The sequence below is a fragment of the Streptomyces sp. NPDC057697 genome, from assembly GCF_042799335.1.
Classification (GTDB): Bacteria; Actinomycetota; Actinomycetes; order Streptomycetales; family Streptomycetaceae; genus Streptomyces.
Window position 1 is genome coordinate 705,769 of the sequence record NZ_JBHVJA010000001.1, and the last position, 21,940, is coordinate 727,708.

The window sequence follows — 21,940 nt, forward strand, 5'->3', positions numbered from 1 at the left end:
CCGGGGCGACGAGCGGCTATTCGCGCGCGGCGGACGTCGAGCTCATGTCCGGGTACCGGTCCCCGGCCACCAGGCCCGCGATCGGCTCCAGCCGCGCCAGCTCCCCGTCGCTCAGCGTGAGCCGGGTGGCGGCCACGTTCTCCAGCAGCCGGCTGCTCCTGCGGGTGCCCGGGATCGGCACCACGGTCAGCCCGTGCACCTGGGCCCGCTGCTGCACCCAGGCGAGGGCCACCTGCGCGGCCGACACCCCGTGCGCCGCCGCGATCTTGTGGACGGGCTCCAGCAGGGCGGCGTTCTTCTTCGCGTTGTCGCCGGTGAAGCGGGGCTGGAACTGGCGGAAGTCGCCCTTCGACAGGTCCTTGGCCGCGTCCGTGAACGCCCCGGTCAGAAAGCCCCGGCCGAGCGGCGAGTACGGCACGACGGTCACCCCGAGCTCGACGGCGGCCGGTACGGCGCTGCGCTCGATGTCCCGGCTGAAGAGCGACCACTCCGACTGGAGGGCGGCGATCGGGTGCACCGCGTACGCCTCGCGCAGCTCCGCACCGGTCACCTCGCTCAGCCCGAGCTGCTTGACCTTGCCCTGCTGGACCAGTTCGGCCATGGCCCCGACGGACTCGGCGAACGGAACGGCCGGGTCGCGGCGGTGCATGTAGTAGAGGTCGATGACATCGGTGCCCAGCCGCCGCAGGCTGTTCTCGACGGCCTGGCGGATGTACGCGGGGTCGTTGCGCACGCCCCGGTAGTGCGGGTCGTCGTCCTTGCGCTCGATCGCGAACTTCGTGGCGAGGGTGATCTCCTCCCGGTGCGCCCCGACGAACGGGGCGAGGAAGGTCTCGTTGGCGCCGCTGCCGTAGATGTCGGCGGTGTCGAAGAGGGTGACACCCGCCGCCAGCGCCGTCTCCAGCGTCTCGCGGGCCGAGGACTCGTCGGTGTCCCCGTAGAACTCGCTCATGCCCATGCAGCCGAGCCCCTGCACGCCGACCTGAGGGCCGCCGTTGCCGAGCTCCACGGTGGTGATCTTGTCGTCAGTCATCAGACACGGGGCCTTTCCGGCGCCCGCCGGGCGCCCGCATAGAAGTCGATCTTGTGGTCGAGCACGGCGAGGGTGTCCTGGAGCTCCGCGATCCGCGACTTCACGTCGCGCCGGGTCGCCTCCAGCAGCTCCTTCCGTTCCTCGAAGGTGTCCTCGCCCTCGCGCAGCAGCTCCGCGTACCGCACCATGTCGGCGACCGGCATCCCGGTCAGCCGCAGCTTGCCGACGAAGGCGAGCCAGTCCAGATCGCGGTTGGTGAAGCGGCGCTGCCCGGTGTGGGACCGGTCCACGTGCGGCATCAGCCCGATCCGCTCGTACCAGCGCAGGGTGTGCGCGGTGAGCCCGGTGAAGGCCGCGACCTCACTGATGGTGTACCGGTCCTGACCTTCGGGACGCGGATGCGCCGGGGGTGCCGTGGTGCAGACGTCCACCTTCGCCGAAGTGCTCTCCATCACCGTCATGCCCTCCACGCTAGAACCTTGGAGTGCACTCGAAGCAAGCGCAATCGGAGAGGAACCCGCCCGCGCACCCTCCGGGGGCCGCGCCGGGGCGTCCGACCCGCCCGTTACGCTCGTACGCATGCAGAGCCTGGCGATGATCGACAACTGGCCCGTCCCCACCGCGGCGGCCGCCGTCGTACGAGCGGACGGCACCGTTCTCGGTACGCACGGGCCGACCGGGCACCGTTTCCCGCTCGCCTCCGTCACCAAGCCGCTCGCGGCCTACGCGGCGCTGGTGGCGTACGAGGAGGGTGCGGTGGAGCTGGACGATCCGGCGGGCCCGGAGGGGTCCACCGTCCGGCATCTGCTGGCGCACACCAGCGGGCTCGCCTTCGACGAGCACCGGACGACGGCCGCGCCCGGCACCCGCCGGCTCTACTCCAACGCGGGCTTCGAGGTGCTCGGCGACCACATCGCCAAGGCCACCGACATCCCGTTCCCCGAGTACGTCCGCCAGGCCGTGCTGGAGCCGCTGGGCATGACCGCCACCACCGTGGACGGCTCGCCCGCCAAGGACGGTGTCTCGACCGTCGACGACCTCGTCCGGTTCGCGGCGGAGGTGCAGGTGCCCCAGCTGCTCGACCCGCACACGGTCCTGGCCGCGCAGACCGTCGTCCACCCCGGCCTGAAGGGCGTACTGCCCGGCTACGGACACCAGAACCCCAACGACTGGGGCCTCGGCTTCGAGATCCGGGACTCCAAGTCCCCGCACTGGACGGGAAGTTCCTCCTCCCCCGCGACCTTCGGGCACTTCGGCCAGGCGGGGACGTTCCTGTGGGTCGACCCGGTCGCGGGCGCGGCGTGCGTCGCGCTGACCGACCGGGCCTTCGGCCCGTGGGCGGTGGAGGCGTGGCCCCCGTTCACGGACGCGGTGCTGGCGGAGCTCCGTTCCGGTCGCTGAGCGGCGCCTTCGCGGCCAGGCACTCGAACCACACCGTCTTGCCGCACCCGTCCCGGCGCGGCTCCACGCCCCACCGGTCGGTGAGCGCGTCGACCAGCACCAGACCCCGGCCCCCTTCGTCGAGTTCGTCCCCGACGACCATGCTCGGCACCTTCGGACAGCCGTCCGCGACCTCCACCCGCACGCCCCCGGCGGGAAGCAGGAAGATGAACGTCTGGCAGCGGCGGCCCGGCACATGCCGTACGACGTTCGCGATCAGCTCGGTCAACGCCAGCTCCGCCGCGTCGGCCACCCCGAGGAGCCTCCAGGCGGTGAGGTAGAGGCGCAGGATGCGGCGGAGGTGCCGCGCGGAGTGCTCACCCACCGCGAAGTCCGCGTGATAGGTCGGGTCCGCGCTGACCGGCGGTGTGGAAATTACGTGATTCATGTCACCAGGGTGCAGTGACGTGGTTACGCTCGGCTACGTACGGAAACGAACGCCGTGAGGCGTTGAACGCCGGAGGTGCCCCGCCGTGGCCAACATCCATACGCTCGACCCCAACGCTTCCCCATTGGACTACTACGGCTGGGAGTTGCGGCGCCAGAGAGAGGCGGCCTGCCTCAAACAGGGGCAGCTGGGGGAGATCATCTTCTGCACCGGTTCCCTGATCGGCCAGATCGAGACCACGAAAAAGCTCCCCACTCGCGACTTCTCCGAGCGCGTGGACGCGGCGCTCGGCACGGACGGGGTGTTCTCCCGGCTCGTCGGCCTGGTCCTGCGCAGTCAGTTGCCGACGTGGTTCCAGCCCTATGCGGACATGGAAGCCCGCGCGATGTACATCTCCACGTACCAGGCGCAGCTGGTGTACGGACTGTTGCAGACGGAGGAGTACGCACGGGCGGTGCTGGCCACCGGCATGCCGGACGACCTGGAGGGCCTGGTGGCCGCCCGGATGGAGCGCCAGCGCATCCTGGAGCGGGAACATCCCCCGCTCGCCTGGGCCATCCTCGACGAGGCCGTGCTGCACCGGCCGATCGGCGGCCGAGACGTCATGCGGAGGCAACTGCTCCGCCTGTTGGAGCTCGCCGACCACCGCTGGATGCGGATTCAGGTGCTGCCCTTCGCGGCCGGTGAACACGCCAGCCTGGACGGCTCGTTCAACCTCCTTCGCTTCGAGAGCGACCCCGACATCGTCTACACGGAGGACATCGTCTCCGGCCATATGACCGCCAACCCTGACACCATCAGGGAAGCCGCACTCCGTTACGCTCATTTGCAGGCCACGGCCCTCTCCGTCGGGGAGTCCGTGGCGCTGATCACCCGCGTGATGGAGGAGTGTTATGGAGACCGGCCACGACCTGAGGAACGCGCGGTGGCGTAAGTCCAGTTACAGCGGCAGCACCGGCGGCGACTGCGTCGAGTGCACCGTCACCGGCGGAGCCGCCTGGCGTAAGTCCAGTTACAGCGGCACCAACGGCGGCGAATGCGTCGAGGTGGTCGACGGCCTCCCCTGCGCCGTGCCCGTGCGTGACAGCAAGAACCCGGACGGCCCCGTCCTGATCGTCGGGGCGAGCGCCTGGCGGGCCTTCGTGGGCACGCTCTGAAGCCGTCCGGAGCCTGAACGGCGCAAGGGGCCCGGGACGACCGACCGTCGTCCCGGGCCCCTTCGTCGTCGTCAGACGAGCGGTTCGATCATGTGGGTCCGGCGCTGGGACCGCGTGGCCGCACTGCCCGACCAGGCCGTCCGGTTCGGGTCGAGGCCCACACCGTTGGCGAGGCCGAGCCGGGCGATCACCGCGTTGTGCTCGATGCAGGCCTGCTCCAGCGGGTCGATGAAGTCGCTCTGGAGTTCGGCCGGTGTGACCGCGGCTCCGGCGCTGACCTTCGCCTCGATGAAGTCGTAGACGCGCTCCAGCTGTTCGGAGCGGGGCGTGATGGCGCCGTCCTCGGCGAAGTTGAGGTCCGGTCCGCTGTTGCCCGGGTCGTCGTTGCGGTCGCCCGGTGCGGGGCCGAGCGCGAAGTTGGCCGGGACGTTCTTCAACGCCTTGGACACGGAGGCGAGTTGGTTGCTGTTGCTGGTGAACGCGGTCGGGGCGACCGGCGCCAGGGCCGTCACGACGGAGGTCAGCTGGGCCGGGGTGAGGAGCCCGGCGAACCGTTCGAGCAGCGACTTGGGCACGATGTGGTGCAGGGTGTGCACGAGCGCGTTGCCCGGGTTGGCCGTCTTCTGCGCGGCCAGGGCGTTCTTCGTCGGGTTGTTCTTCCAGTCGCCCGCGCGCTGGACCGCCGTCCCTGCGGAGGACGGGGCCCGCGACGCGGGCCGGTGGCCCTCGGCGGGCTCCTCGGAGCGCAGCGGGGCGGACATGACCCGGCGGGCGTTCTGCTCCGCCGCCCGTTCAAAGGTGTCCGAGGGGTCGGAGATCCGCAGGCCCGCGCCGTTGTCGGTGCCGAGGACGGCGCCCTGCCGCTGCTGGATGACGTGGGTCAGCTCATGGGCGAGGGTGTGCTTGTCGCCTCCGCCCGTGCCGACGACGACATGGTGTCCGGAGGTGTAGGCGCGGGCGCCGACCTCGGCGGCGGAGGCCCGTGCGGCGCTGTCGTCGTGGATGCGTACGTCGGAGAAGTCGGCGCCCAGGCGGGTTTCCATCTCCTCCCGGAGCCCGGCGCCCATGGGCCTGCCCCCGGTCCTGAGGACGTCGTGGACGGCGGAGCGCTGCACATCGTGCTGATGCTCCCCGTGCTGGTGCTCCTCGGGCTGTGCCGAGGGGTGGCCCGCCCGGCGGAGCAGTTGGACGACGGCGGCGTTGCCCAGGCTGCTCTGGAGGGCGAGCGGCAGCTGTCCGGGCAGCTCCTCCGTCTCCGGCCGTCTCTCCGGCGTACGCGCGCGAGCGGAACCGGCGGGAGCTTGGGTGCGGTCGGTGTCTCGTGCGCGCATCAGAAGCCTTCCGGGAGGGAGCACAGGGTGGCCGACTCCATCCCTACGCGAAACGGACCGGTGCGGGCCAGGTACACAAGGGCAGAATCGGTCGGCCCACCGGACAGAGGGACATGGCCGACGCGACCGCCCGGCGGATCCCGAGCGCAACGGGGTACGCCGGGCCGGGAACCCGCTACCCTCCTCGGCCATGGCCGACCTTGTCCGCGCTGCCGCCGCCGATGTCCCCGCCCTCGCCTCCGTACTCGCCGACGCCTACGCCGAGGACCCCGTCTGGAGCTGGCTGATGCCCCGCGACCGGGACCGGCGGCTGCGGCTGCTGTTCACCGCGCACCTGGCCCGGCAGGTCCCGGCCGGGCGGGTCTGGACCGACCCGGAGCGCGCGGTGGCGGCGGTGTGGGCGCGCCCCGGGCAGTGGAAGCTGCCGATGACGTACCTGCTGCGCAACGCGGGGCCCCTCGTACGCGCCACCCGGGCCCAGCTGCCGCGTACCGCCGGGCGGTTGTTCGCCATGGAGCACCGCCACCCGGCCGCTCCGGAGCACTGGTACGTCGAGTACATCGGCACCCGGGCCGACGCGCGCGGCACCGGGCGCGGGGCGCGGGTGCTCGGTGGGCTGCTGGCACAGGCGGACGCGGACGGGCGGCCGGTCTTCCTGGAGTCCAGCAACCGCCGCAATCTCACCTTCTACCAGCGGCACGGCTTCGCCGTGCACGAGGAGATGACCTTCCGGGCGGGACCGCCGATGTGGTCGATGTGGCGCCGGGACGGCGGCCGGTAGTCCGGAGCCCGGTCGGGCGCCCTCCGGCAGACGTCCCGGGCCGGGGCGCCCCGGCCGCGCGGCGGTGGTCCGGGCGTCAGCCGCGCGTTCTGGCCACGCACTCGGTGACCACGGCGCCGAGGCTTCCGGTGCGGGCGAACAGGTCGCGCTGGGTCCGGGCACCGGTCCCCCGGTCCAGTACGTCCTTGAGCGCCTTCTCGGCCTGCCCGCAGTCACCCGCGTCCTCCAGGGCGTCGCGCACATGCGCGAACAGCGCCCCGACGACATCGGCCGCGGGCTCCGGGCGCATCGTGAGGGGGTCGAGCAGCTTTCCCTCCACGCCCGAACGGCCGGCCTGCCAGGCCGCCATGCGCAGGACGCCCACCCCCGCCGCGACCGGGGCCTCGCCCGCGCGCCATTCGCGTGCCGCGGTCTCGACCAGGCCGCGCACGAGCGTGGCGAGGAGCCTGGTGTCGTCCGGATTCAGACAGACGTCGGCGACCCTGACCTCGACCGTCGGATACCGGTGCGAGAGCCTGGCGTCGAAATAGAGCATCCCGGGGTCGCGCAGGACACCCGTCCCCATGAGGGCCCTGACCTGCTCGTGGTACTGCTCCGCGGTGCCGAATGCCTCGACCGGCCCGGCCGAGGGCCAGCGCTCCCAGACCCGGCTCCGGTAGCTGCTGTACGTGGTGTCCCGGCCCTGCCAGAACGGTGAGTTGGCGCTCAGCGCGAGGACGACCGGCAGCCAGGTGCGCATGCGGTCGAGCACGGCTACGCCCTCCTCGTCCGAGGCCACGGAGACGTGCACATGGCATCCGCACGTCAGCTGCTCCTGAGTGAGCTCGCCGAACTTGTCGGCCAGCCAGCTGTGCCGCTCGCCCTCGCCCAGCGAGGGGGTGACCGGCACCGGAGCGGTCGCGAGGGCCGCCACGGCCGCACCGGCCCGAGCCGCGCTCTCCGCGGCCTCGGCCCGCCAGCGGTGGATCTCCTCCCCCAGCTCCCCCATGTCGCTGTGCGGGGCCGTGGCGTACTCCAGCTGCTGGCGCTGGAGCTCCTGCTCGAACGCCGATCGCCGCGGCGAACGGCGTTCCGCGACGGCCAGCACGGCCGCGGAACGGGCCTTCGGCTCACCGCTGCGCGCGTCGACGAGCAGCAGTTCCTCCTCCACACCGACAGTCCGCACCATCGATTCCTCCCGGCGGCAAGCGTTCACGGGGCTGGGGCCTCTCGTTCGGATCACGCCGACTCGGATGCCCCGGTGTCCGATCCGGCCGGTCCCGGCGAAAGACCCCGGGCGTGCGCACCGCGCCGTGGCGCACCGCCGTGGTCGCGCGGGCTCACGGACCCGTCACGGCCCGCCGTCCAGCGGAGCGTCCGCCCCCAGGCACCGGCGGTCGCGGCGCACCAACCGGCCCAGCTCCCCCAGCACTTCGGGCCCGAGCACGGCCGCCAGCTTGGGGAACAGATCGTGTTCCTCCTCCCGCACGTGCGAGGCGACCGCGAACTTCAGCTTCGCGAGGGTGTCGTTGAAATCGGGATCGTCGACGCCCAGGTTCGCGAGGTCCTTGAGCAGCTGCTCGCCCCTCGCGTGGTCGGCCAGCTCCTTGTCCGCCAGCGCCGGGCCGTGCGGCAGGTGCTCGCGCATCACCGGGTGCAGGTGCAGTTCCTCGGTGACGGTGTGCCGTACGAGTTCGGCGGCCAGCCGGTCCGCGAGTTCGCGGCGCCGAGGGTGATCGACCGGCTGTAGTTCGATCTCCCAGAACAGCGCCTCCAGTTCCCGGTGATCGGCCACGAGCTCGGCGATCACATCACCCACCGGTTCCGTCACTGCGCCCTCCTTCTGTTCGCCTCTCGGAAGGAGTGGCTAGTACAGACAACAGGTCCGGCCCGCGGAACCCGCGCATCCTCGCGCGGGTCCGGGGAGGCGGTCACCTCCCCGGCGGAGCCGTCCGAGGAGCGCGCCGACCCGGTGCGTCCCGCATCGGACACGAAGCGTCAGCGCCAGTACGAGCACATCGAGGAGGCGAGTCCGAGCGGCAAGGACATCGAGGGCCGCTCGTCCGTGGACAAGCGGGAGCCACGCCGGGCCGGACGCGCGGAAGCCGCGCCGGGCCCTCGGGCACCGAGGCGGCGCGGCGTACGGATCATCGTCCGGCCCGCGTCATCGTGCGTCGGCCGTCCGGCCCTCCGGCGGCCGGGACGTCGCCAGGGGGCCACGGCGTCTGTGGACAGCGCGGGGCCCGACCACGGGCCGGTTCGCGGCCCGGGGGCGAGAACCCCATGGAGATGTGGACGCCCTTCCGGGGGCGCGGAGGCACCACCGGCCGGGCAGGGCGGGATTACCAGTAATGCCTGCGTCCCGCGACGGCGTGCCCCATCCCGCCCAGGATCCACAGGATGAGGCCGATCACGGCCAGGATGATCCCGATGGTCCACAGGATGGAGATCCCGGTGACGAAACCGATGACGAGCAGAATGACTCCGACGATGATCACAACACGCTCCGTTCTCGTGTGTGTCCCCCTCTCACTCTGTTCCTCCTGAGCCCTCGCGGCAACTGCCCACGATTCCGGGCCGACCCGCCCCGCCGGGCGGGGCGCCGGGGATGCGGGAACCCCCGCGCGCGGGGACCATCGATGGGGGGGCGGGGTCACCTCGCCCCCCGTCCGCACGCAGCCCCGGAACGGCCGGAGGGAGTGCGATGACCGAGAGCCGCCGCACACCGTCGCTGCCCCGGGGCAGGGGGCCGCTGTCGTCCGGGATCTCCGAGGCCCTGGCACATCGCACCGCGCTGCCCGGCCCCGCCCCGGCACAGTCGGCCGATCCGTTCGGGGACGATCTGCAACTGGCTCTCTACACCTGTTACGAACTGCACTACCGGGGCTTCGGCGGGGTCGACCCGGCATGGGAGTGGGATGCGTCCCTCCTCGCGGTCCGCGCCGCGCTGGAGGACCGCTTCCTCACCGCCCTGCGGCGGGAGGCGGCCGCGCACAAGCCCCTGGCCGACCTGCTGGCGGATCTGGTGGTCCAGCCCGCCGAGCCGGAGGGGGTGCCCCGGTTCCTCGCGGACCGCGGCACCCTGGACCAGCTGCGCGGCTACGCGCGCCAGCGTTCCCTCTACCACCTGAAGGAGGCGGACCCGCACGCCTGGGTGCTGCCCCGGCTCACCGGGCGCGCCAAGGCCGCCATGGCCGCGGTGGAGTTCGACGAGTTCGGCGGCGGCCGGGCGGACCGCGTGCACGCCCGGCTGTTCGCCGGTCTCATGGCCGATCTCGGGCTGGACACCCGGTACGGGCACTATCTGGACGACGGTTACGCCGAGATGCTCGCCCTGGTCAACGCCATGTCGCTGTTCGGACTGCACCGCAGGATGCGCGGGAGCCTGGTGGGGCACTTCGCCGCCGTCGAGATCACCTCCTCGCCCGCCTCCCGGCAGCTGGCGCGGGCCATGGCGCGCACCGGCGCCGGACCGGCGGCGGAGCACTTCTACGACGAGCACGTCGAAGCCGACGCCGTACACGAACAGGTCGTGCGCAACGAGGTGATCGGCGGGCTCCTCGACGAGGAACCCGGGCTGGAGGCGGACATCGCGTTCGGCATCGCCGCCACCTCGTACCTCGAAGACCGGCTCGGCCGGCGGTTCCTCACGGACTGGGGAGCGTGACGGCCCTCTCGTACCCACGGCGCCCGCAGCGGTGCGCACGCCGACCGCGCGACGAGCCGATTCCCACAAGGGGTGAAGGCGCATGGACGACGGACCGGTCAGCACACGCCCGCTCTCGCAGCCCTTCCTCGTCACGCTGCCCGGCGTCTACGCGCCCCAGCACGACACCCAGCTGCTGATGGCCGCGCTGGAACAGGAGGGCATCGCGCCCGGGACCGCCGTGCTGGACATCGGTACGGGCAGCGGGGCACTCGCCGTGCGCGCCGCTCAGCTCGGGGGCCGGGTGACGGCCGTCGACATCGCGCCGAGGGCGGTCGCCGCCGCCCGGCTCAACGCGATGCTGCACCGAAGACGCATCACCGTGCGCCGTGGCGATCTGCTCTCCGCCGCCGGTACCCGCCGCTACGACCTCGTGCTGTGCAACCCGCCGTACGTCCCCGCCCCGGACGCCGTGCCGCGCGGCGCCTCCCGTTCCTGGAACGCGGGGAGCGACGGCCGGGCGGTCATCGACCGCCTCTGCTCGGGGGCGCCGTCGGTGCTGCGGCGCGGCGGGGTCCTGCTGATGGTGCACTCCGGGCTGTGCGACACCGGGACCACTCTGGACCGGCTCAAGGACGTGGGGCTGGACGCCGTCGTCCGCAGCCGGACCCGCGTGCCCTTCGGCCCCGTGCTGCTCTCCCGCATCCGCTGGCTGCGCGAGCGCGAGCTGGTGGACACCGACGAGACGAATGAGGAGTTGGTGGTCATCCGTGCCGAACGCCCGTGACCGACAGTGCCGCATCACCCTGACGGAGCGCGGCCCCCTCCTCGTGGAGGGGCCGGTGGAGATCACCACACCCGACGGGGCCGTGCACACCTCGGACCGCTTCGTCGTCGCCATCTGCACGTGCCGGCGCAGCCGCATCCTGCCCTGGTGCGACACCAGCCACCGCCGCCGCGCCGGGCCCGCCCGATAGGCGTCAGGCCGACAGCTCCCAGACCAGCACCTCGGCCGCCCCGGCCGCCACCAGCTCCGGGCCCGGCTCGCCGCTGATCCGGGCCGAGTCGCCGGAGGCCAGCTCCGCGTCCCCGAGGCGCACCTCGCCGGTCACCACGTGGACGTACACCCGTGCCGCGTCCGGCAGGAGCGTGCGCTCCCCCGCGCCGAGCCTGCGCACATGCAGCGTCGCGCCGGCCGACGGGATGGCGTACGGGGCGGCGGAGTCGGCCATGCCGGGCACCACCGTGTACGCGGGCCGGCCGCCCGCCCCGAGCGGCGAGAGCCACATCTGAATGAACGTCAGCGGCTCGTCCCCGTCATTGCGTTCGACGTGTCGTACGCCGGACGCGGCGCTGAGGTGCTGGAGATCGCCGGGCCGTACGAGGGTGGCGTGGCCGGTGGAGTCGCGGTGGGTGAGCTCGCCCTCGACGACCCAGGTGACGATCTCCGTATGGCTGTGGGGGTGTTCCTCGAACCCGGCGCCGGGCGCCAGCCGTTCGGAGTTGCACGCCATGATCGGGCCGAAGCGCAGGTTGTCCGGGTCGTAGAAGCTGCCGAAGGAGAAGGCGTGCCGGGACAGGATGCCGGTGTCCTGGTCCCCGCCCGGGAAACGGTCCTCGGCGCGGTGTACGGAAATCACCCGCCCACGGTAGCCCGGCCGGAGCCCGCCATGATCCACCCGCCGGAGCGCGACGCGGTCGCCCCGCCCGAGCGGGGTGCGCTCCCGCCGTCCCGGGGCGGCGATCCCCCGGGCGCTACCCGCCGGTACGACCCGCGGTCGCCCCGGCCCTCGGTGCCCGTCGCCCGATAGGGCAATCTTGTCTCCGTGCCCCGACCCGATCCTGAGCAGCCCGATGCGAACGCCGCCCACCTGCATGCCGCGACCCTGAAACGCCTGGAACAGTCCTCCGGCCGGCTCGCCGCGAACGCGATCGCCCGCATGGACGAGTCGCTGCCGTGGTACCGGGCGATGCCACCGGAGAACCGGTCCTGGATCGGACTGGTCGCCCAGGCCGGTATCGCGGCGTTCACCGAGTGGTTCCGGCATCCGGAGACCCCGCAGGCCATCTCCACCGATGTGTTCGGGACGGCTCCGCGCGAGCTGACCCGGGCGATCACCCTGCGGCAGACCGTCGAGATGGTGCGGACGACGATCGAGGTCATGGAGGCCGCGATCGAGGAGGTCGCCGCGCCCGGCGACGAGTCGGTGCTGCGCGAGGCGCTGCTCGTCTACGCGCGCGAGATCGCCTTCGCGACCGCCCAGGTGTACGCGCAGGCCGCCGAGGCGCGCGGCGCCTGGGACGCCCGGCTGGAATCGCTCGTGGTGAACGCGGTGCTGTCCGGCGAGGCCGACGAGGGCGCCGTCTCGCGCGCCGCGGCGCTCGGCTGGAACTCCCCCGAGCACGTCTGCGTGGTGCTCGGCACCGCTCCGGACGGCGACAGCGAGCTGACCGTGGAGGCGATCAGGCGGGCCGCCCGCCACGCGAAGCTCCAGGTCCTGACGGGGGTGCTCGGCAACCGCCTGGTGGTCATCGCGGGCGGCAGCGACAACCCGCTCCAGGTGGCGAAGGCTCTGATCGGCCCGTACGCGGCGGGCCCGGTCGTGGCCGGTCCCGTGGTGCCGGACCTGCTGGCGGCCACCCGGTCCGCGCAGGCCGCGGCCGCCGGGCTCAAGGCGTGCGGGGCCTGGCAGGACGCGCCCCGGCCGGTGCTCGCCGACGATCTGCTGCCGGAGCGCGCGATGGCGGGCGACCCCGCCGCACGGGACCAGTTGGTGGAGGAGATCTACAGACCGCTGGAGGAAGCGGGCTCCGCACTGCTCGAAACACTGAGTGTGTATCTGGAGCAGGCGAGCAGCCTGGAGGGCGCGGCCAGAATGCTCTTCGTCCACCCGAACACCGTGCGCTACCGGCTCCGACGTGTGACAGACGTCACCGGATGGTCACCGTCCGACGTCCGCTCGGCCTTCACGCTGCGGATCGCCCTGATCCTGGGGCGCTTGGCCGCGAGAGATCCCCAGTCCTAGACTTTTGTCGGACATCAACAATTCCCCATACGGTTCTTCGTCCCTGTCCCCACGGGTGTTCCGGACCGTTCACAAGAGAGAGTGTGAGGGTGCTCGTACTCGTCGCTCCCGGCCAAGGCGCTCAGACGCCCGGCTTCCTGACTCCCTGGCTCGACCTCCCCGGTGCCGCCGACCGCATCGCGGCCTGGTCCGACGCCATCGGGCTCGACCTCGCCCACTACGGCACCGAGGCCGACGCGGACGCGATCCGTGACACCGCGGTGGCGCAGCCGCTGTTGGTCGCCGCCGGTCTGCTGTCCGCCGCCGCCCTCGACGCATCCCCGAACGTCGTCGCAGGTCACAGCGTTGGTGAGATCACCGCCGCGGCCCTCGCCGGAGTCATCGGCGACGAGGCGGCGCTCCGTCTCGTGCGGACCCGCGGGCTCGCCATGGCCGAGGCCGCCGCGGTCACCGAGACCGGCATGGCGGCGCTGCTCGGCGGCGACCCCGACGTGTCGGTCGCGCATCTGGAGAAGCTCGGGCTGACCCCGGCGAACGTCAACGGGGCCGGCCAGATCGTCGCCGCGGGCACCGCCGCGCAGATCGCCGCGCTGGTCGACGACGCCCCCGAGGGCGTGCGCCGCGTGGTGCCCCTCAAGGTGGCCGGCGCCTTCCACACGCCTCACATGGCCCCCGCCGTCGACCGGCTCCGCGAGGCTGCCGCCGAGCTGACGACCGCCGACCCGGCCGTGACATATGTCTCGAACGCCGACGGGAAGGCCGTGGCCACCGGCGACGAGGTCATCTCCCGGCTGGTCGGCCAGGTGGCCAACCCGGTCCGCTGGGACCTGTGCATGGAGACCTTCAAGGAGCTGGGCGTCACGGCTCTCATCGAGGCATGCCCCGGCGGCACCCTGACGGGCCTCGCCAAGCGCGCGCTGCCCGGTGTGCAGACGCTCGCGCTCAAGACCCCCGACGACCTCGACGCGGCCCGTGCGCTCATCTCCGAGCACGCGGGCGCCTAAGGAGCCCGAGAGAATGTCGAAGATCAAGCCCAGTCAAGGAGCCCCGTACGCGCGGATCATGGGTGTCGGCGGCTACCGCCCGACCCGGGTCGTGCCCAACGAGGTGATCCTCGAAAAGATCGACTCGTCCGACGAGTGGATCCGTTCGCGCTCCGGCATCGCCACCCGCCACTGGGCCTCCGAGGAGGAGACCGTGGCCGTGATGTCCGTCGAGGCGTCCGGCAAGGCCATCGCCGACGCCGGGATCAGGCCCGAGCAGATCGGCGCCGTGATCGTCTCCACCGTCTCGCACTTCAAGCAGACCCCGGCCATCGCGACCGAGATCGCCCACCTGGTCGGCGCGGGCAGGCCCGCCGCCTTCGACATCTCGGCGGGCTGCGCGGGCTTCGGCTATGGGCTGACCCTGGCCAAGGGCATGATCGTCGAGGGCTCGGCGGAGTACGTGCTGGTCATCGGCGTGGAGCGGCTCAGCGACCTCACCGACAAGGAGGACCGCGCGACGGCCTTCCTGTTCGGCGACGGCGCCGGCGCGGTCGTCGTCGGACCCTCCAAGGTGCCCGCCATAGGCCCGACCGTCTGGGGCTCCGAGGGCGACAAGTCCGAGACCATCAAGCAGACCGTGGGCTGGGACGAGTTCCACGCCGAGCGTCCGGAGAAGTTCCCGGCCATCACGCAGGAGGGCCAGGCGGTCTTCCGCTGGGCCGTCTTCGAGATGGCGAAGGTCGCCCAGCAGGCGCTGGACGCGGCCGGGATCGCCCCGGAAGACCTGGACGTCTTCATTCCGCACCAGGCCAACATGCGGATCATCGACTCGATGGTGAAGACCCTGAAGCTGCCGGAGCACGTCACCGTCGCCCGCGACGTGGAGACCACCGGCAACACCTCCGCCGCCTCGATTCCGCTCGCAATGGAGCGGCTTCTGGCGACCGGTCAGGCGAAGAGCGGCGACACCGCGCTCGTCATCGGCTTCGGGGCGGGTCTCGTCTACGCCGCGACGGTCGTTACCCTCCCCTAGGCACACCGGGCCGTTTCGGCCCGCACGCCCCAACCTGCAGATAAACATCGAAGGAGCGCCAACATGGCCGCCACTCAGGAAGAGATCGTCAAGGGTCTCGCCGAGATCGTCAACGAGATCGCCGGTATCCCGGTCGAGGACGTCCAGCTGGACAAGTCCTTCACCGACGACCTGGACGTCGACTCGCTGTCCATGGTCGAGGTCGTCGTCGCCGCCGAGGAGCGCTTCGACGTGAAGATCCCCGACGAGGACGTCAAGAACCTCAAGACGGTCGGCGACGCTGCCGACTACATCCTCAAGCACCAGGCCTGATCAAGGCCGGCTCTGTGTCGCCACCCGGCGGTGGCGCCGCTGATTCACGACCCTCTACACGTGGAGAAGATTTTCCAGTGAACTCGACCAATCGCACCGTGGTCGTCACCGGTATCGGCGCAACCACTCCGCTGGGTGGCGACTCGGCGTCGACCTGGGAAGGTCTGATGGCCGGTCGTTCCGGCGTCAAGCCGCTCCAGGGCGAACGTTTCGCCGAACTGCCCGTCCGGATCGCCGCCCTCGCGGCTGTCGACCCGGGCGACGTCCTGCCCCGCCCGCTCGCCCGCAAGCTGGACCGCTCGGCGCAGTTCGCGCTGATCGCGGCCCGCGAGGCCTGGGCCGACGCCGGTTTCACCGGCAAGGCCGGCGAGGACGGCACGATCCAGCCCGACCGGCTGGGCACGGTCATCGCCTCCGGCATCGGCGGCGTGACCACCCTGCTCGACCAGTACGACGTGCTCAAGGAGAAGGGCGTACGCCGCGTCTCCCCGCACACCGTGCCCATGCTCATGCCGAACGGCCCGGCGGCCAACGTCGGCCTGGAGGTCAACGCCCAGGCCGGTGTGCACACGCCGGTCTCCGCCTGCGCCTCGGGCGCCGAGGCGATCGGGTACGCCGTCGAGATGATCCGCACCGGCCGTGCCGACGTGGTCCTCGCCGGTGGCACCGAGGCGGCGATCCACCCGCTGCCCATCGCCGCGTTCGCCAACATGATGGCGATGTCCAAGAACAACGAGGAGCCCGAGAAGGCCTCCCGTCCGTACGACACGGGCCGCGACGGCTTCGTCCTCGGCGAGGGCGCCGGCGTCGTCGTCCTGGAGTCCGCGGAGCACGCCGCCGCGCGCGGCGCCCGGGTCTACTGCGAGGTGCTGGGCCAGGGCCTGTCCGCCGACTCCCACCACATCGCGCAGCCCGAGCCGACCGGCCGGGGCATCGCCGCCGCGATGGAGAACCTGCTGGACCAGACGGACCTCAAGCCGTCCGAGGTCGTGCACCTCAACGCGCACGCCACGTCGACGCCGCAGGGCGACGTCGCGGAGCTGAAGGCGCTGCGCAAGGTCCTGGGCGACGATCTCGACCATGTCGCGATCTCCGCCACCAAGTCGATGACCGGTCACCTCCTCGGTGGCGCGGGCGGCATCGAGACCGTCGCGACGGTCCTGGCGCTGCACCACCGGATGGCTCCGCCGACGATCAACGTGGACCACCTCGACGAGGCGGTCGAGGCGGACATCGTGCGCGACGCGCCCCGGCCGCTGCCGGAGGGCCCGATCGCCGCGATCAACAACTCGTTCGGATTCGGCGGCCACAACGTGGTGCTGGCGTTCCGCAGCGTCTGATCCCGCTCCCGTACGACGAAGGCCCGCCTCCCCTCCGGGGAAGGCGGGCCTCGTCCGTTTCCGGGGGAGGTGGCTCAGACGACCTGGTGCAGCCAGCGGACCGGCGCGCCCTCGCCCGCGTGCCGGAAGGACTCCAGCTCGTCGTCCCACGGCTTGCCGAGCAGTTTGGCGATCTCGGCCGCCAGGTCGCTCTCGCCGCCCACCGACCGGGCCAGCGCGGCCCGCAGCCGGTCCTCGGGCACCAGGATGTCGCCGTGCATGCCGGTGACGGCGTGGAAGATGCCGAGGCCGGGCGTCGAGCTGTAGCGCTCGCCCTCGGAGGTGGGGCTCGGCTCGGCCGTCACCTCGAAACGCAGCAGGTCCCAGCCCCGCAGCGCGGAGGCGAGCTTGGACGCCGTGCCGGGGCGGGCCTGCCAGGAGAATTCGGACCGCCAGGTACCGGGCGCGGCGGGCTGTCTGATCCAGTCCAGTTGGACCCGCACACCGAGGACACCGCCCACCGCCCATTCGACATGGGGGCAGAGCGCGCGCGGTGCGGAGTGAACGTACAGAACTCCACGTGTCGTCACCGGGACCTCCAGTGTGGGACGAAGTTCGCCTTCCCCAGCGGCCTCGCGCCCGTACCGTCTCTTCTCGGCCGGATCCCGAGGTTGTCATCAGTAAACAGCATCGGGGTGAAACTCCTGAAAAGGGACAGTATGTGACGTGATGTGATTTCCGGAAAGCCACCCGAGTGGAGCCGAGTGGGGGACAGCGCCGCTGGTTCGACGAGGAAAAGCTACCGCGCGGCGAGCGTCCAGGTGTGACGTACGGTCGGTCCTGGGCCCCTCATTCGCTCAGCTTTCACCCGCCGGGGCGCCCGGACCTTCCGACCGGTGCCAGCAGGGGTTGCCGGGGGCATGACCGAGGGGACCAGAGGATGCAGGATCGTTCCGCCCGCCACCGTTCGCGTGCCTCGGCCGCCGTCCTGGCGGCGCTCGCACTGCTCGGCACGGCAGCCCTGACCGGTTGCGACTCCGGTCCCGAGGGGACGACGAAGGGGGCGGCCGCGCAGCCTTCGGCCAGGCCAGGGCCGGTCTGGGACCGTGAACCCGGCTCGGTGGCCGCGGTCGGCGACTCCATCACCCGCGGCTTCGACGCCTGTTCCGTGCTGGCGGACTGCCCGGAGGTGTCCTGGGCGACCGGCACGGACAGCCAGGTGCGCAGCCTGGCCGTGCGGCTGCTCGGCGCCTCGGGTGCCGCCTCGCGCAGCTGGAACCACGCCGAGACGGGGGCCAGGATCGCGCAGCTGCCCGAACAGATGGCGCGGGCGGCGAAGGAGAGACCCGATCTGGTGACGGTGATGATCGGTGCCAATGACGCCTGCCGGGACTCGGCGCGCTACATGACGCCGGTGGCCGATTTCCGTGCGTCGTTCGAGGCGTCGATGCGTCAGCTGCGCTCCGGCGCGCCCAAGGCACAGGTGTACGTGTCGAGCGTGCCGGACCTCAAGCGGCTCTGGTCGACGGGGCGCGGCAACGCGCTGGGCAAGCAGATCTGGAAGCTGGGGATCTGCCGGTCGATGCTGGGTGACGCGGACGACATGAGTGCGCGGGCGGCGGCCCGGCGGGCCTCGGTGCAGGAGCGGGTGGTGGCGTACAACGAGGTGCTTCGGGAGGTCTGCGCGAAGGACCCGCGCTGCCGCTACGACGGTGGTGCGGTCTTCGACTACCCGTTCACCGGCAAGCAGCTCAGCCAGTGGGACTGGTTCCATCCGGGGCGCGACGGGCAGGCGCGGCTGGCGGAGATCGCCTACCGCAACGTCACCGCCGCCCGGCCCCCGGCGTAAGGTCCGTGATCATGATCACTGGTTCGGGCACGGCGATACGCACGGAAGACTTCGGCACCCTCGCGGACGGCACCCCCGTGCACCGCTGGACGCTGGAACGGGACGGCACCCGCGTGCGGGTGCTGACGTACGGCGGCATCGTGCAGTCGGTCGAGGTGCCGGACCGGGACGGGGTGCGGGCGGGGGTCGCGCTCGGGCTGCCGGACCTCGCCGGGTACGAGACGTTCTCGGGTCCGTACTTCGGCGCGCTGGTCGGGCGGTACGCGAACCGGATCGGCGGGGCGCGTTTCGAGCTGGACGGGCGCACGCACCGGCTCACGCCCAACGAGGGGCGCAATCAGGTGCACGGCGGGGCCCGGGGCTTCGACAAGCGCGTGTGGCGGGCGCGGGAGGTGCCGGACGGCGTGGAGCTCTCGCTGGTCTCCGAGGACGGCGAGGAGGGCTTCCCGGGCCGTCTCGCGGTGTCGGCGGCCTACACCCTGGACGAGGGCGGGGCGCTGCGGATCACCTACCGGGCGACCACCGACGCCCCGACGGTGCTGAACCTGACGAACCACACGTACTGGAACCTCGCGGGCGACGGCAGCGGCAGCGCGCTCGGGCAGGTGCTGCGGATCGCGGCCGGGCGGATCACGCCGGTGGACGCCGAGTCGCTGCCCACGGGCGCGTTCCTGCCGGTGGAGGGGACCCGGTTCGACTTCCGTGAGCCGGTGCCGGTCGGCGCGGGCTACGACCACAACTTCGTGCTGGACGGCACCGGCCCGGCGGCCGAGCTCCACGACCCGGCCTCGGGGCGCGTGCTGACGGTGACCACGACGGAGCCGGGGCTCCAGCTGTACACGGCGGACCACTTCGACGGGCGGCCGTTCGGCCCGTGCGCGGGGATCGCGCTGGAGACCCAGCACTTCCCCGACTCACCGAACCGGCCCGCGTTCCCTAGCACGGTGCTGCGGCCGGGCGAGGAGTTCGTATCGACGACCGTGTACGGGTTCACGGTGCGCTGACGGCACGGCAGGGGACGGCACGGCAGGGGACGGGCCGGCCCCGCCCCCTGCCGTGCGGCCGCTACGGCTCGATGTCCACGGTCGCCGTCAGGCGTACGTCGGCGAGCGAGCGGGCCGCCTGCACCTCGTAGGCGCCGGGGACGAGGACCCAGTCGTACACCTGTTCGTCCCAGATCTGGTACGTACGCCGCTCCAGCGGGATCACCGCCTCGGCGCTCTCGCCGGGCGCCGCCTCGACCCGGGCGAAGCCGGCCAGCCAGCGGGCCGGGCGCTCGGCGGTGTCGCCGCGGGGCGCCAGGTAGACCTGGACGGTCTCGGCGCCCGGCCGGGTGCCGGTGTTGCGGACCCGGACGGTGACGGAGTCCGGGTCCGCCGTCAGGCCCTCGTACTCCCAGGTGGTGTAGCCGAGCCCGTGGCCGAAGGGGTACGCGGGCGCGGTGCCGGCCTTCTCCCAGGCGCGGTAGCCGACGAAGACGCCCTCGTCGTAGCGGAGTGCGCCGTCGGTGGGGACGGTGCCGGAGACCGGGACGTCGGCGAGGGCGGCCGGCCAGGTGGTGGGGAGGCGGCCGCCCGGTTCCGCGGCGCCGAACAGGACGTCGGCGAGGGCGTGTCCGGCCTCCTGGCCGGGGAACCAGGCGAGCAGCACGGCGGCGACCTCGTCGCGCCACGGAAGCTCCACCGGGGAGCCGGAGTTGACGATCACCACGGTGTTCGGGTTGGCGGCGGCGACGGCGGCGACCAGCTCGTCCTGATGGCCGGGGAGCCGCAGGTCGGTGCGGTCGAAGCCCTCGGACTCGACGCGTTCGGTGGTGCCGACGACGACGATCGCGGCGTCCGCGGCGCGGGCCGACTCGACGGCCTCCGCGATCAGTTCCGCGGGATCGCGGCGCGGGCCGAGGTGGCAGAGGGAGAACGAGACGCCGAGGACCGGCTGGTCGTCGCCCAGGGTCTCGGGGACCTGCCGCAGCGAGACCTCGACGGGTTCGCCCGCGGTGAGGGTGATCCGGCCGCGCTCCAGCGGGTTGCCGAAGAACGCCTCGCCGGGGTCGGCGGATCCGGTGACCCGGTGGATCCCGTCGTACAGGGTCTCGCCCGCGACGGTGAGGGTGAGCGCGCCGGTGCCCCGGGTGCCGAAGACGTGCTCGCCGCTGTCGCGCGGGACGAAGGTGCCGGTGATCTCGACGGTGTGCAGGGTGGCGCGGGTGACGCCGTCGGGGAGTTCGTCACCGATCCACTGCACGGTGCCGCCCCGCAGCGGTGCGGAGCCGATGACGGCGCCGGACGCGTCGTAGCAGACGGCCCGGACCTCGAAGCCCTTCTCGGCGGGGGTGAGTTCGGTGTTGGGGTCGGCGCCGACGCGGAAGTCGACGGTGCCCTCGGGGAGGGCGGCGACGAGTCCGTCCAGCGGGGTGACGACATGGGGCGGGAAGACCTGGGCGGAGCCGCCGCCGAGGACCCGGGCGTCCCGGGCCAGGGCCCCGCTGACCGCGATCCGGCGGACGGCCGCCGGGTCGAGGGGGAGGGCGGCGCGTTCGTTGCGCACGAGGACGAAGGAGCGGCGGGCCACCTCGCGGGCCAGGGCGTCGCCGTCGAGGGCCTCGGGGCGGTCGGCCTCGGCGACGACGGGCGGGGCGCCGTCCAGGATGCCGACGCGGGCGGCCAGCCGCAGCACATGGCGTACGGCGCCGTCGACGACGGACTCCTCGACCTCCCCGGCCCGCACGGCGTCGGCGAGCGCCTTGCCGTACACCGTCCTCGGGCCGGGCATCGCGACGTCGAGGCCGCCGTCGGCCGCGGCGACGGTGGAGCGGGCGGCCAGCCAGTCGGAGACGACGTAGCCGTCGAAGCCCCATTCGCCGCGCAGCACCGCGTTCTGGAGGTAGTGGTGCTCGGTCATGGTGGTGCCGTTGACCCGGTTGTAGGCGGACATGATGCCCCAGGGGTGGGCGTTCCTGACGATCCGCTCGAACGGGGCGAGGTAGATCTCACGCAGGGTGCGCGGGCCGACGATGTTGTCGACGGTGAAGCGGTCGGTCTCGGCGTCGTTGGCGACGAAGTGCTTGACCGTGGTGCCGACCCCGCCGTCCTGGACGCCGCGCACATAGCCGGTGCCGATCTCGCCGGTGAGGTACGGATCCTCGCTGTACGTCTCGAAGTGGCGCCCGCCGAGCGGGGAGCGGTGGAGGTTGACCGTCGGGGCGAGGAGGACGTGCACGCCCTTGCGGTGGGCCTCCTGGGCCAGCAGGCGGCCGGCCCGGCGGGCCAGGGCCGGGTCCCAGGTGGCGGCCAGCGCGGTCGGCGAGGGCAGCGCGACGGACGGGTCGTCGGCGCTCCAGGCGACGCCCCGGACCCCGATCGGGCCGTCGGACATCACCAGCGAGCGCAGCCCGACGGCGGGGAGCGCGGGCAGCGACCACATGTCCTGGCCGGCCAGCAGCCGCGCCTTGTCGTCGAGCCCCAGCGCGGCGAGCGCCGCGTCGACCACGGCCTCGCGGGCCGCATCGGGGTGGGTGGGTGTGGACGCGTCTGCCACGGCCGTGCCTCCTCGTCGGATTCTGGACTGAATGCCTCCATACTGACCCCGTCACAGGTAGGTCAGTAGGTTTCGTTATCCCTCTGTGATGTACGAGGATGGCGTACGGTCCCGGTGCGGGGT

24 protein-coding genes are annotated in these 21,940 nt (G+C 72.3%); 14 read left to right on the plus strand and 10 right to left on the minus strand.

Annotation, left to right across the window (positions count from 1 at the left end):
• Positions 1 to 16: 16 nt before the first annotated feature.
• Both ACFVFH_RS03170 and ACFVFH_RS03175 read right to left on the minus strand, forming a co-directional pair.
• Positions 17 to 1,033, minus strand: a complete 1,017-nt coding sequence (locus tag ACFVFH_RS03170; RefSeq protein WP_383762590.1) for an aldo/keto reductase — start codon at positions 1,031 to 1,033, stop codon at positions 17 to 19.
• On the minus strand, positions 1,033 to 1,494 hold the full coding sequence (locus ACFVFH_RS03175; protein WP_383762593.1) for a MerR family transcriptional regulator: 462 nt from the start codon (positions 1,492 to 1,494) through the stop codon (positions 1,033 to 1,035). The genes ACFVFH_RS03170 and ACFVFH_RS03175 overlap by 1 nt, the downstream gene beginning before the upstream one ends.
• A 118-nt stretch (positions 1,495 to 1,612) precedes the next feature.
• On the opposite strand from ACFVFH_RS03175, the gene ACFVFH_RS03180 reads away from it, so the two are divergent.
• A complete protein-coding gene (locus ACFVFH_RS03180) occupies positions 1,613 to 2,434 on the plus strand; it encodes a serine hydrolase domain-containing protein (RefSeq protein ID WP_383762596.1) in 822 nt (273 codons plus the stop codon).
• Here ACFVFH_RS03180 and ACFVFH_RS03185 read toward each other — a convergent pair.
• Positions 2,394 to 2,861, minus strand: coding sequence for an ATP-binding protein (locus tag ACFVFH_RS03185; protein ID WP_383762599.1), 468 nt, complete (start codon positions 2,859 to 2,861; stop codon positions 2,394 to 2,396). The genes ACFVFH_RS03180 and ACFVFH_RS03185 overlap by 41 nt on opposite strands.
• Positions 2,862 to 2,946: 85 nt before the next feature.
• On the opposite strand from ACFVFH_RS03185, the gene ACFVFH_RS03190 reads away from it, so the two are divergent.
• Both ACFVFH_RS03190 and ACFVFH_RS03195 read left to right on the plus strand, forming a co-directional pair.
• A complete protein-coding gene (locus ACFVFH_RS03190; RefSeq protein WP_383762602.1) occupies positions 2,947 to 3,795 on the plus strand; it encodes a helix-turn-helix domain-containing protein in 849 nt (282 codons plus the stop codon).
• Positions 3,755 to 4,018, plus strand: coding sequence for a DUF397 domain-containing protein (locus ACFVFH_RS03195; protein ID WP_383762605.1), 264 nt, complete (start codon positions 3,755 to 3,757; stop codon positions 4,016 to 4,018). Before ACFVFH_RS03190 ends, ACFVFH_RS03195 begins: the two co-directional genes overlap by 41 nt.
• A 71-nt stretch (positions 4,019 to 4,089) precedes the next feature.
• On the opposite strand, the gene ACFVFH_RS03200 is transcribed toward ACFVFH_RS03195, so the two are convergent.
• A complete protein-coding gene (locus tag ACFVFH_RS03200; RefSeq protein WP_383762608.1) occupies positions 4,090 to 5,349 on the minus strand; it encodes a DUF4157 domain-containing protein in 1,260 nt (419 codons plus the stop codon).
• A gap of 190 nt (positions 5,350 to 5,539) precedes the next feature.
• Between ACFVFH_RS03200 and ACFVFH_RS03205 the strand changes: the two genes are divergently transcribed.
• A complete protein-coding gene (locus ACFVFH_RS03205; RefSeq protein ID WP_383762611.1) occupies positions 5,540 to 6,130 on the plus strand; it encodes a GNAT family N-acetyltransferase in 591 nt (196 codons plus the stop codon).
• A gap of 76 nt (positions 6,131 to 6,206) precedes the next feature.
• On the opposite strand, the gene ACFVFH_RS03210 is transcribed toward ACFVFH_RS03205, so the two are convergent.
• The 3 genes from ACFVFH_RS03210 to ACFVFH_RS03220 all read right to left on the minus strand — a co-directional run bounded on the left by ACFVFH_RS03210 (position 6,207) and on the right by ACFVFH_RS03220 (position 8,607).
• Positions 6,207 to 7,298: a glutamate--cysteine ligase gene (locus tag ACFVFH_RS03210; RefSeq protein ID WP_383762614.1), complete on the minus strand. Its 1,092-nt coding sequence runs from the start codon at positions 7,296 to 7,298 to the stop codon at positions 6,207 to 6,209.
• 162 nt (positions 7,299 to 7,460) lie between these two features.
• Positions 7,461 to 7,940 (minus strand): hemerythrin domain-containing protein, encoded by a 480-nt coding sequence (locus ACFVFH_RS03215; RefSeq protein WP_383762617.1) that lies wholly within the window; start codon positions 7,938 to 7,940, stop codon positions 7,461 to 7,463.
• 511 nt (positions 7,941 to 8,451) lie between these two features.
• Positions 8,452 to 8,607 (minus strand): DUF6131 family protein, encoded by a 156-nt coding sequence (locus ACFVFH_RS03220; protein ID WP_093542938.1) that lies wholly within the window; start codon positions 8,605 to 8,607, stop codon positions 8,452 to 8,454.
• A 206-nt stretch (positions 8,608 to 8,813) separates the two neighbouring features.
• On the opposite strand from ACFVFH_RS03220, the gene ACFVFH_RS03225 reads away from it, so the two are divergent.
• The 3 genes from ACFVFH_RS03225 (at position 8,814) to ACFVFH_RS03235 (ending at position 10,732) form a co-directional block, all read left to right on the plus strand.
• Positions 8,814 to 9,776, plus strand: coding sequence for an iron-containing redox enzyme family protein (locus ACFVFH_RS03225; RefSeq protein ID WP_383762621.1), 963 nt, complete (start codon positions 8,814 to 8,816; stop codon positions 9,774 to 9,776).
• 82 nt (positions 9,777 to 9,858) lie between these two features.
• Positions 9,859 to 10,542, plus strand: a complete 684-nt coding sequence (locus ACFVFH_RS03230; protein ID WP_383762624.1) for a HemK2/MTQ2 family protein methyltransferase — start codon at positions 9,859 to 9,861, stop codon at positions 10,540 to 10,542.
• Positions 10,526 to 10,732 (plus strand): CDGSH iron-sulfur domain-containing protein, encoded by a 207-nt coding sequence (locus ACFVFH_RS03235; RefSeq protein ID WP_383762626.1) that lies wholly within the window; start codon positions 10,526 to 10,528, stop codon positions 10,730 to 10,732. Before ACFVFH_RS03230 ends, ACFVFH_RS03235 begins: the two co-directional genes overlap by 17 nt.
• 3 nt (positions 10,733 to 10,735) lie before the next feature.
• On the opposite strand, the gene ACFVFH_RS03240 is transcribed toward ACFVFH_RS03235, so the two are convergent.
• Positions 10,736 to 11,395, minus strand: coding sequence for a pirin family protein (locus ACFVFH_RS03240; RefSeq protein ID WP_383762629.1), 660 nt, complete (start codon positions 11,393 to 11,395; stop codon positions 10,736 to 10,738).
• Between the two features lie 186 nt (positions 11,396 to 11,581).
• On the opposite strand from ACFVFH_RS03240, the gene ACFVFH_RS03245 reads away from it, so the two are divergent.
• The 5 genes from ACFVFH_RS03245 to fabF all read left to right on the plus strand — a co-directional run bounded on the left by ACFVFH_RS03245 (position 11,582) and on the right by fabF (position 16,452).
• Entirely contained in the window at positions 11,582 to 12,781 is a 1,200-nt protein-coding gene (locus tag ACFVFH_RS03245) for a PucR family transcriptional regulator (RefSeq protein ID WP_383762632.1), read from the plus strand.
• A gap of 89 nt (positions 12,782 to 12,870) precedes the next feature.
• Complete coding sequence (locus ACFVFH_RS03250; RefSeq protein WP_383762635.1) at positions 12,871 to 13,785, plus strand: ACP S-malonyltransferase; 915 nt, start codon at positions 12,871 to 12,873, stop codon at positions 13,783 to 13,785.
• 13 nt (positions 13,786 to 13,798) lie between these two features.
• Positions 13,799 to 14,800 carry a ketoacyl-ACP synthase III gene (locus ACFVFH_RS03255; RefSeq protein ID WP_383762638.1) on the plus strand — a complete coding sequence of 334 codons (1,002 nt, stop codon included), beginning with the start codon at positions 13,799 to 13,801 and terminating at the stop codon, positions 14,798 to 14,800.
• A 63-nt stretch (positions 14,801 to 14,863) separates the two neighbouring features.
• Positions 14,864 to 15,112: an acyl carrier protein gene (locus ACFVFH_RS03260; RefSeq protein ID WP_093542924.1), complete on the plus strand. Its 249-nt coding sequence runs from the start codon at positions 14,864 to 14,866 to the stop codon at positions 15,110 to 15,112.
• A gap of 77 nt (positions 15,113 to 15,189) precedes the next feature.
• Positions 15,190 to 16,452 (plus strand): beta-ketoacyl-ACP synthase II, encoded by a 1,263-nt coding sequence (fabF, locus tag ACFVFH_RS03265; RefSeq protein WP_383762641.1) that lies wholly within the window; start codon positions 15,190 to 15,192, stop codon positions 16,450 to 16,452.
• 74 nt (positions 16,453 to 16,526) lie between these two features.
• On the opposite strand, the gene ACFVFH_RS03270 is transcribed toward fabF, so the two are convergent.
• On the minus strand, positions 16,527 to 17,021 hold the full coding sequence (locus ACFVFH_RS03270; RefSeq protein ID WP_383762644.1) for a DUF3145 domain-containing protein: 495 nt from the start codon (positions 17,019 to 17,021) through the stop codon (positions 16,527 to 16,529).
• Positions 17,022 to 17,371: 350 nt separating this feature from the next.
• On the opposite strand from ACFVFH_RS03270, the gene ACFVFH_RS03275 reads away from it, so the two are divergent.
• A complete protein-coding gene (locus tag ACFVFH_RS03275; protein ID WP_383762647.1) occupies positions 17,372 to 18,280 on the plus strand; it encodes an SGNH/GDSL hydrolase family protein in 909 nt (302 codons plus the stop codon).
• 11 nt (positions 18,281 to 18,291) lie between these two features.
• Positions 18,292 to 19,284, plus strand: a complete 993-nt coding sequence (locus ACFVFH_RS03280; RefSeq protein WP_383762650.1) for an aldose epimerase family protein — start codon at positions 18,292 to 18,294, stop codon at positions 19,282 to 19,284.
• A 61-nt stretch (positions 19,285 to 19,345) separates the two neighbouring features.
• Here the strand turns inward: ACFVFH_RS03280 and ACFVFH_RS03285 are convergent, their stop codons facing one another.
• Positions 19,346 to 21,817 carry a glycoside hydrolase family 3 protein gene (locus tag ACFVFH_RS03285; RefSeq protein WP_383762652.1) on the minus strand — a complete coding sequence of 824 codons (2,472 nt, stop codon included), beginning with the start codon at positions 21,815 to 21,817 and terminating at the stop codon, positions 19,346 to 19,348.
• Between the last annotated feature and the right edge of the window lie 123 nt (positions 21,818 to 21,940).

Bases quoted from the DNA above. Each gene is read 5' to 3' on its own strand.
- ACFVFH_RS03170 (WP_383762590.1), bottom strand. From the start codon at position 1,033: ATGACTGACGACAAGATCACCACCGTGGAGCTCGGCAACGGCGGCCCT.
- ACFVFH_RS03175 (WP_383762593.1), bottom strand. From the start codon at position 1,494: ATGACGGTGATGGAGAGCACTTCGGCGAAGGTGGACGTCTGCACCACG.
- ACFVFH_RS03180 (WP_383762596.1), top strand. From the start codon at position 1,613: ATGCAGAGCCTGGCGATGATCGACAACTGGCCCGTCCCCACCGCGGCG.
- ACFVFH_RS03185 (WP_383762599.1), bottom strand. From the start codon at position 2,861: ATGAATCACGTAATTTCCACACCGCCGGTCAGCGCGGACCCGACCTAT.
- ACFVFH_RS03195 (WP_383762605.1), top strand. From the start codon at position 3,755: ATGGAGACCGGCCACGACCTGAGGAACGCGCGGTGGCGTAAGTCCAGT.
- ACFVFH_RS03200 (WP_383762608.1), bottom strand. From the start codon at position 5,349: ATGCGCGCACGAGACACCGACCGCACCCAAGCTCCCGCCGGTTCCGCT.
- ACFVFH_RS03205 (WP_383762611.1), top strand. From the start codon at position 5,540: ATGGCCGACCTTGTCCGCGCTGCCGCCGCCGATGTCCCCGCCCTCGCC.
- ACFVFH_RS03210 (WP_383762614.1), bottom strand. From the start codon at position 7,298: ATGGTGCGGACTGTCGGTGTGGAGGAGGAACTGCTGCTCGTCGACGCG.
- ACFVFH_RS03225 (WP_383762621.1), top strand. From the start codon at position 8,814: ATGACCGAGAGCCGCCGCACACCGTCGCTGCCCCGGGGCAGGGGGCCG.
- ACFVFH_RS03230 (WP_383762624.1), top strand. From the start codon at position 9,859: ATGGACGACGGACCGGTCAGCACACGCCCGCTCTCGCAGCCCTTCCTC.
- ACFVFH_RS03255 (WP_383762638.1), top strand. From the start codon at position 13,799: ATGTCGAAGATCAAGCCCAGTCAAGGAGCCCCGTACGCGCGGATCATG.
- ACFVFH_RS03260 (WP_093542924.1), top strand. From the start codon at position 14,864: ATGGCCGCCACTCAGGAAGAGATCGTCAAGGGTCTCGCCGAGATCGTC.
- ACFVFH_RS03275 (WP_383762647.1), top strand. From the start codon at position 17,372: ATGCAGGATCGTTCCGCCCGCCACCGTTCGCGTGCCTCGGCCGCCGTC.
- ACFVFH_RS03280 (WP_383762650.1), top strand. From the start codon at position 18,292: ATGATCACTGGTTCGGGCACGGCGATACGCACGGAAGACTTCGGCACC.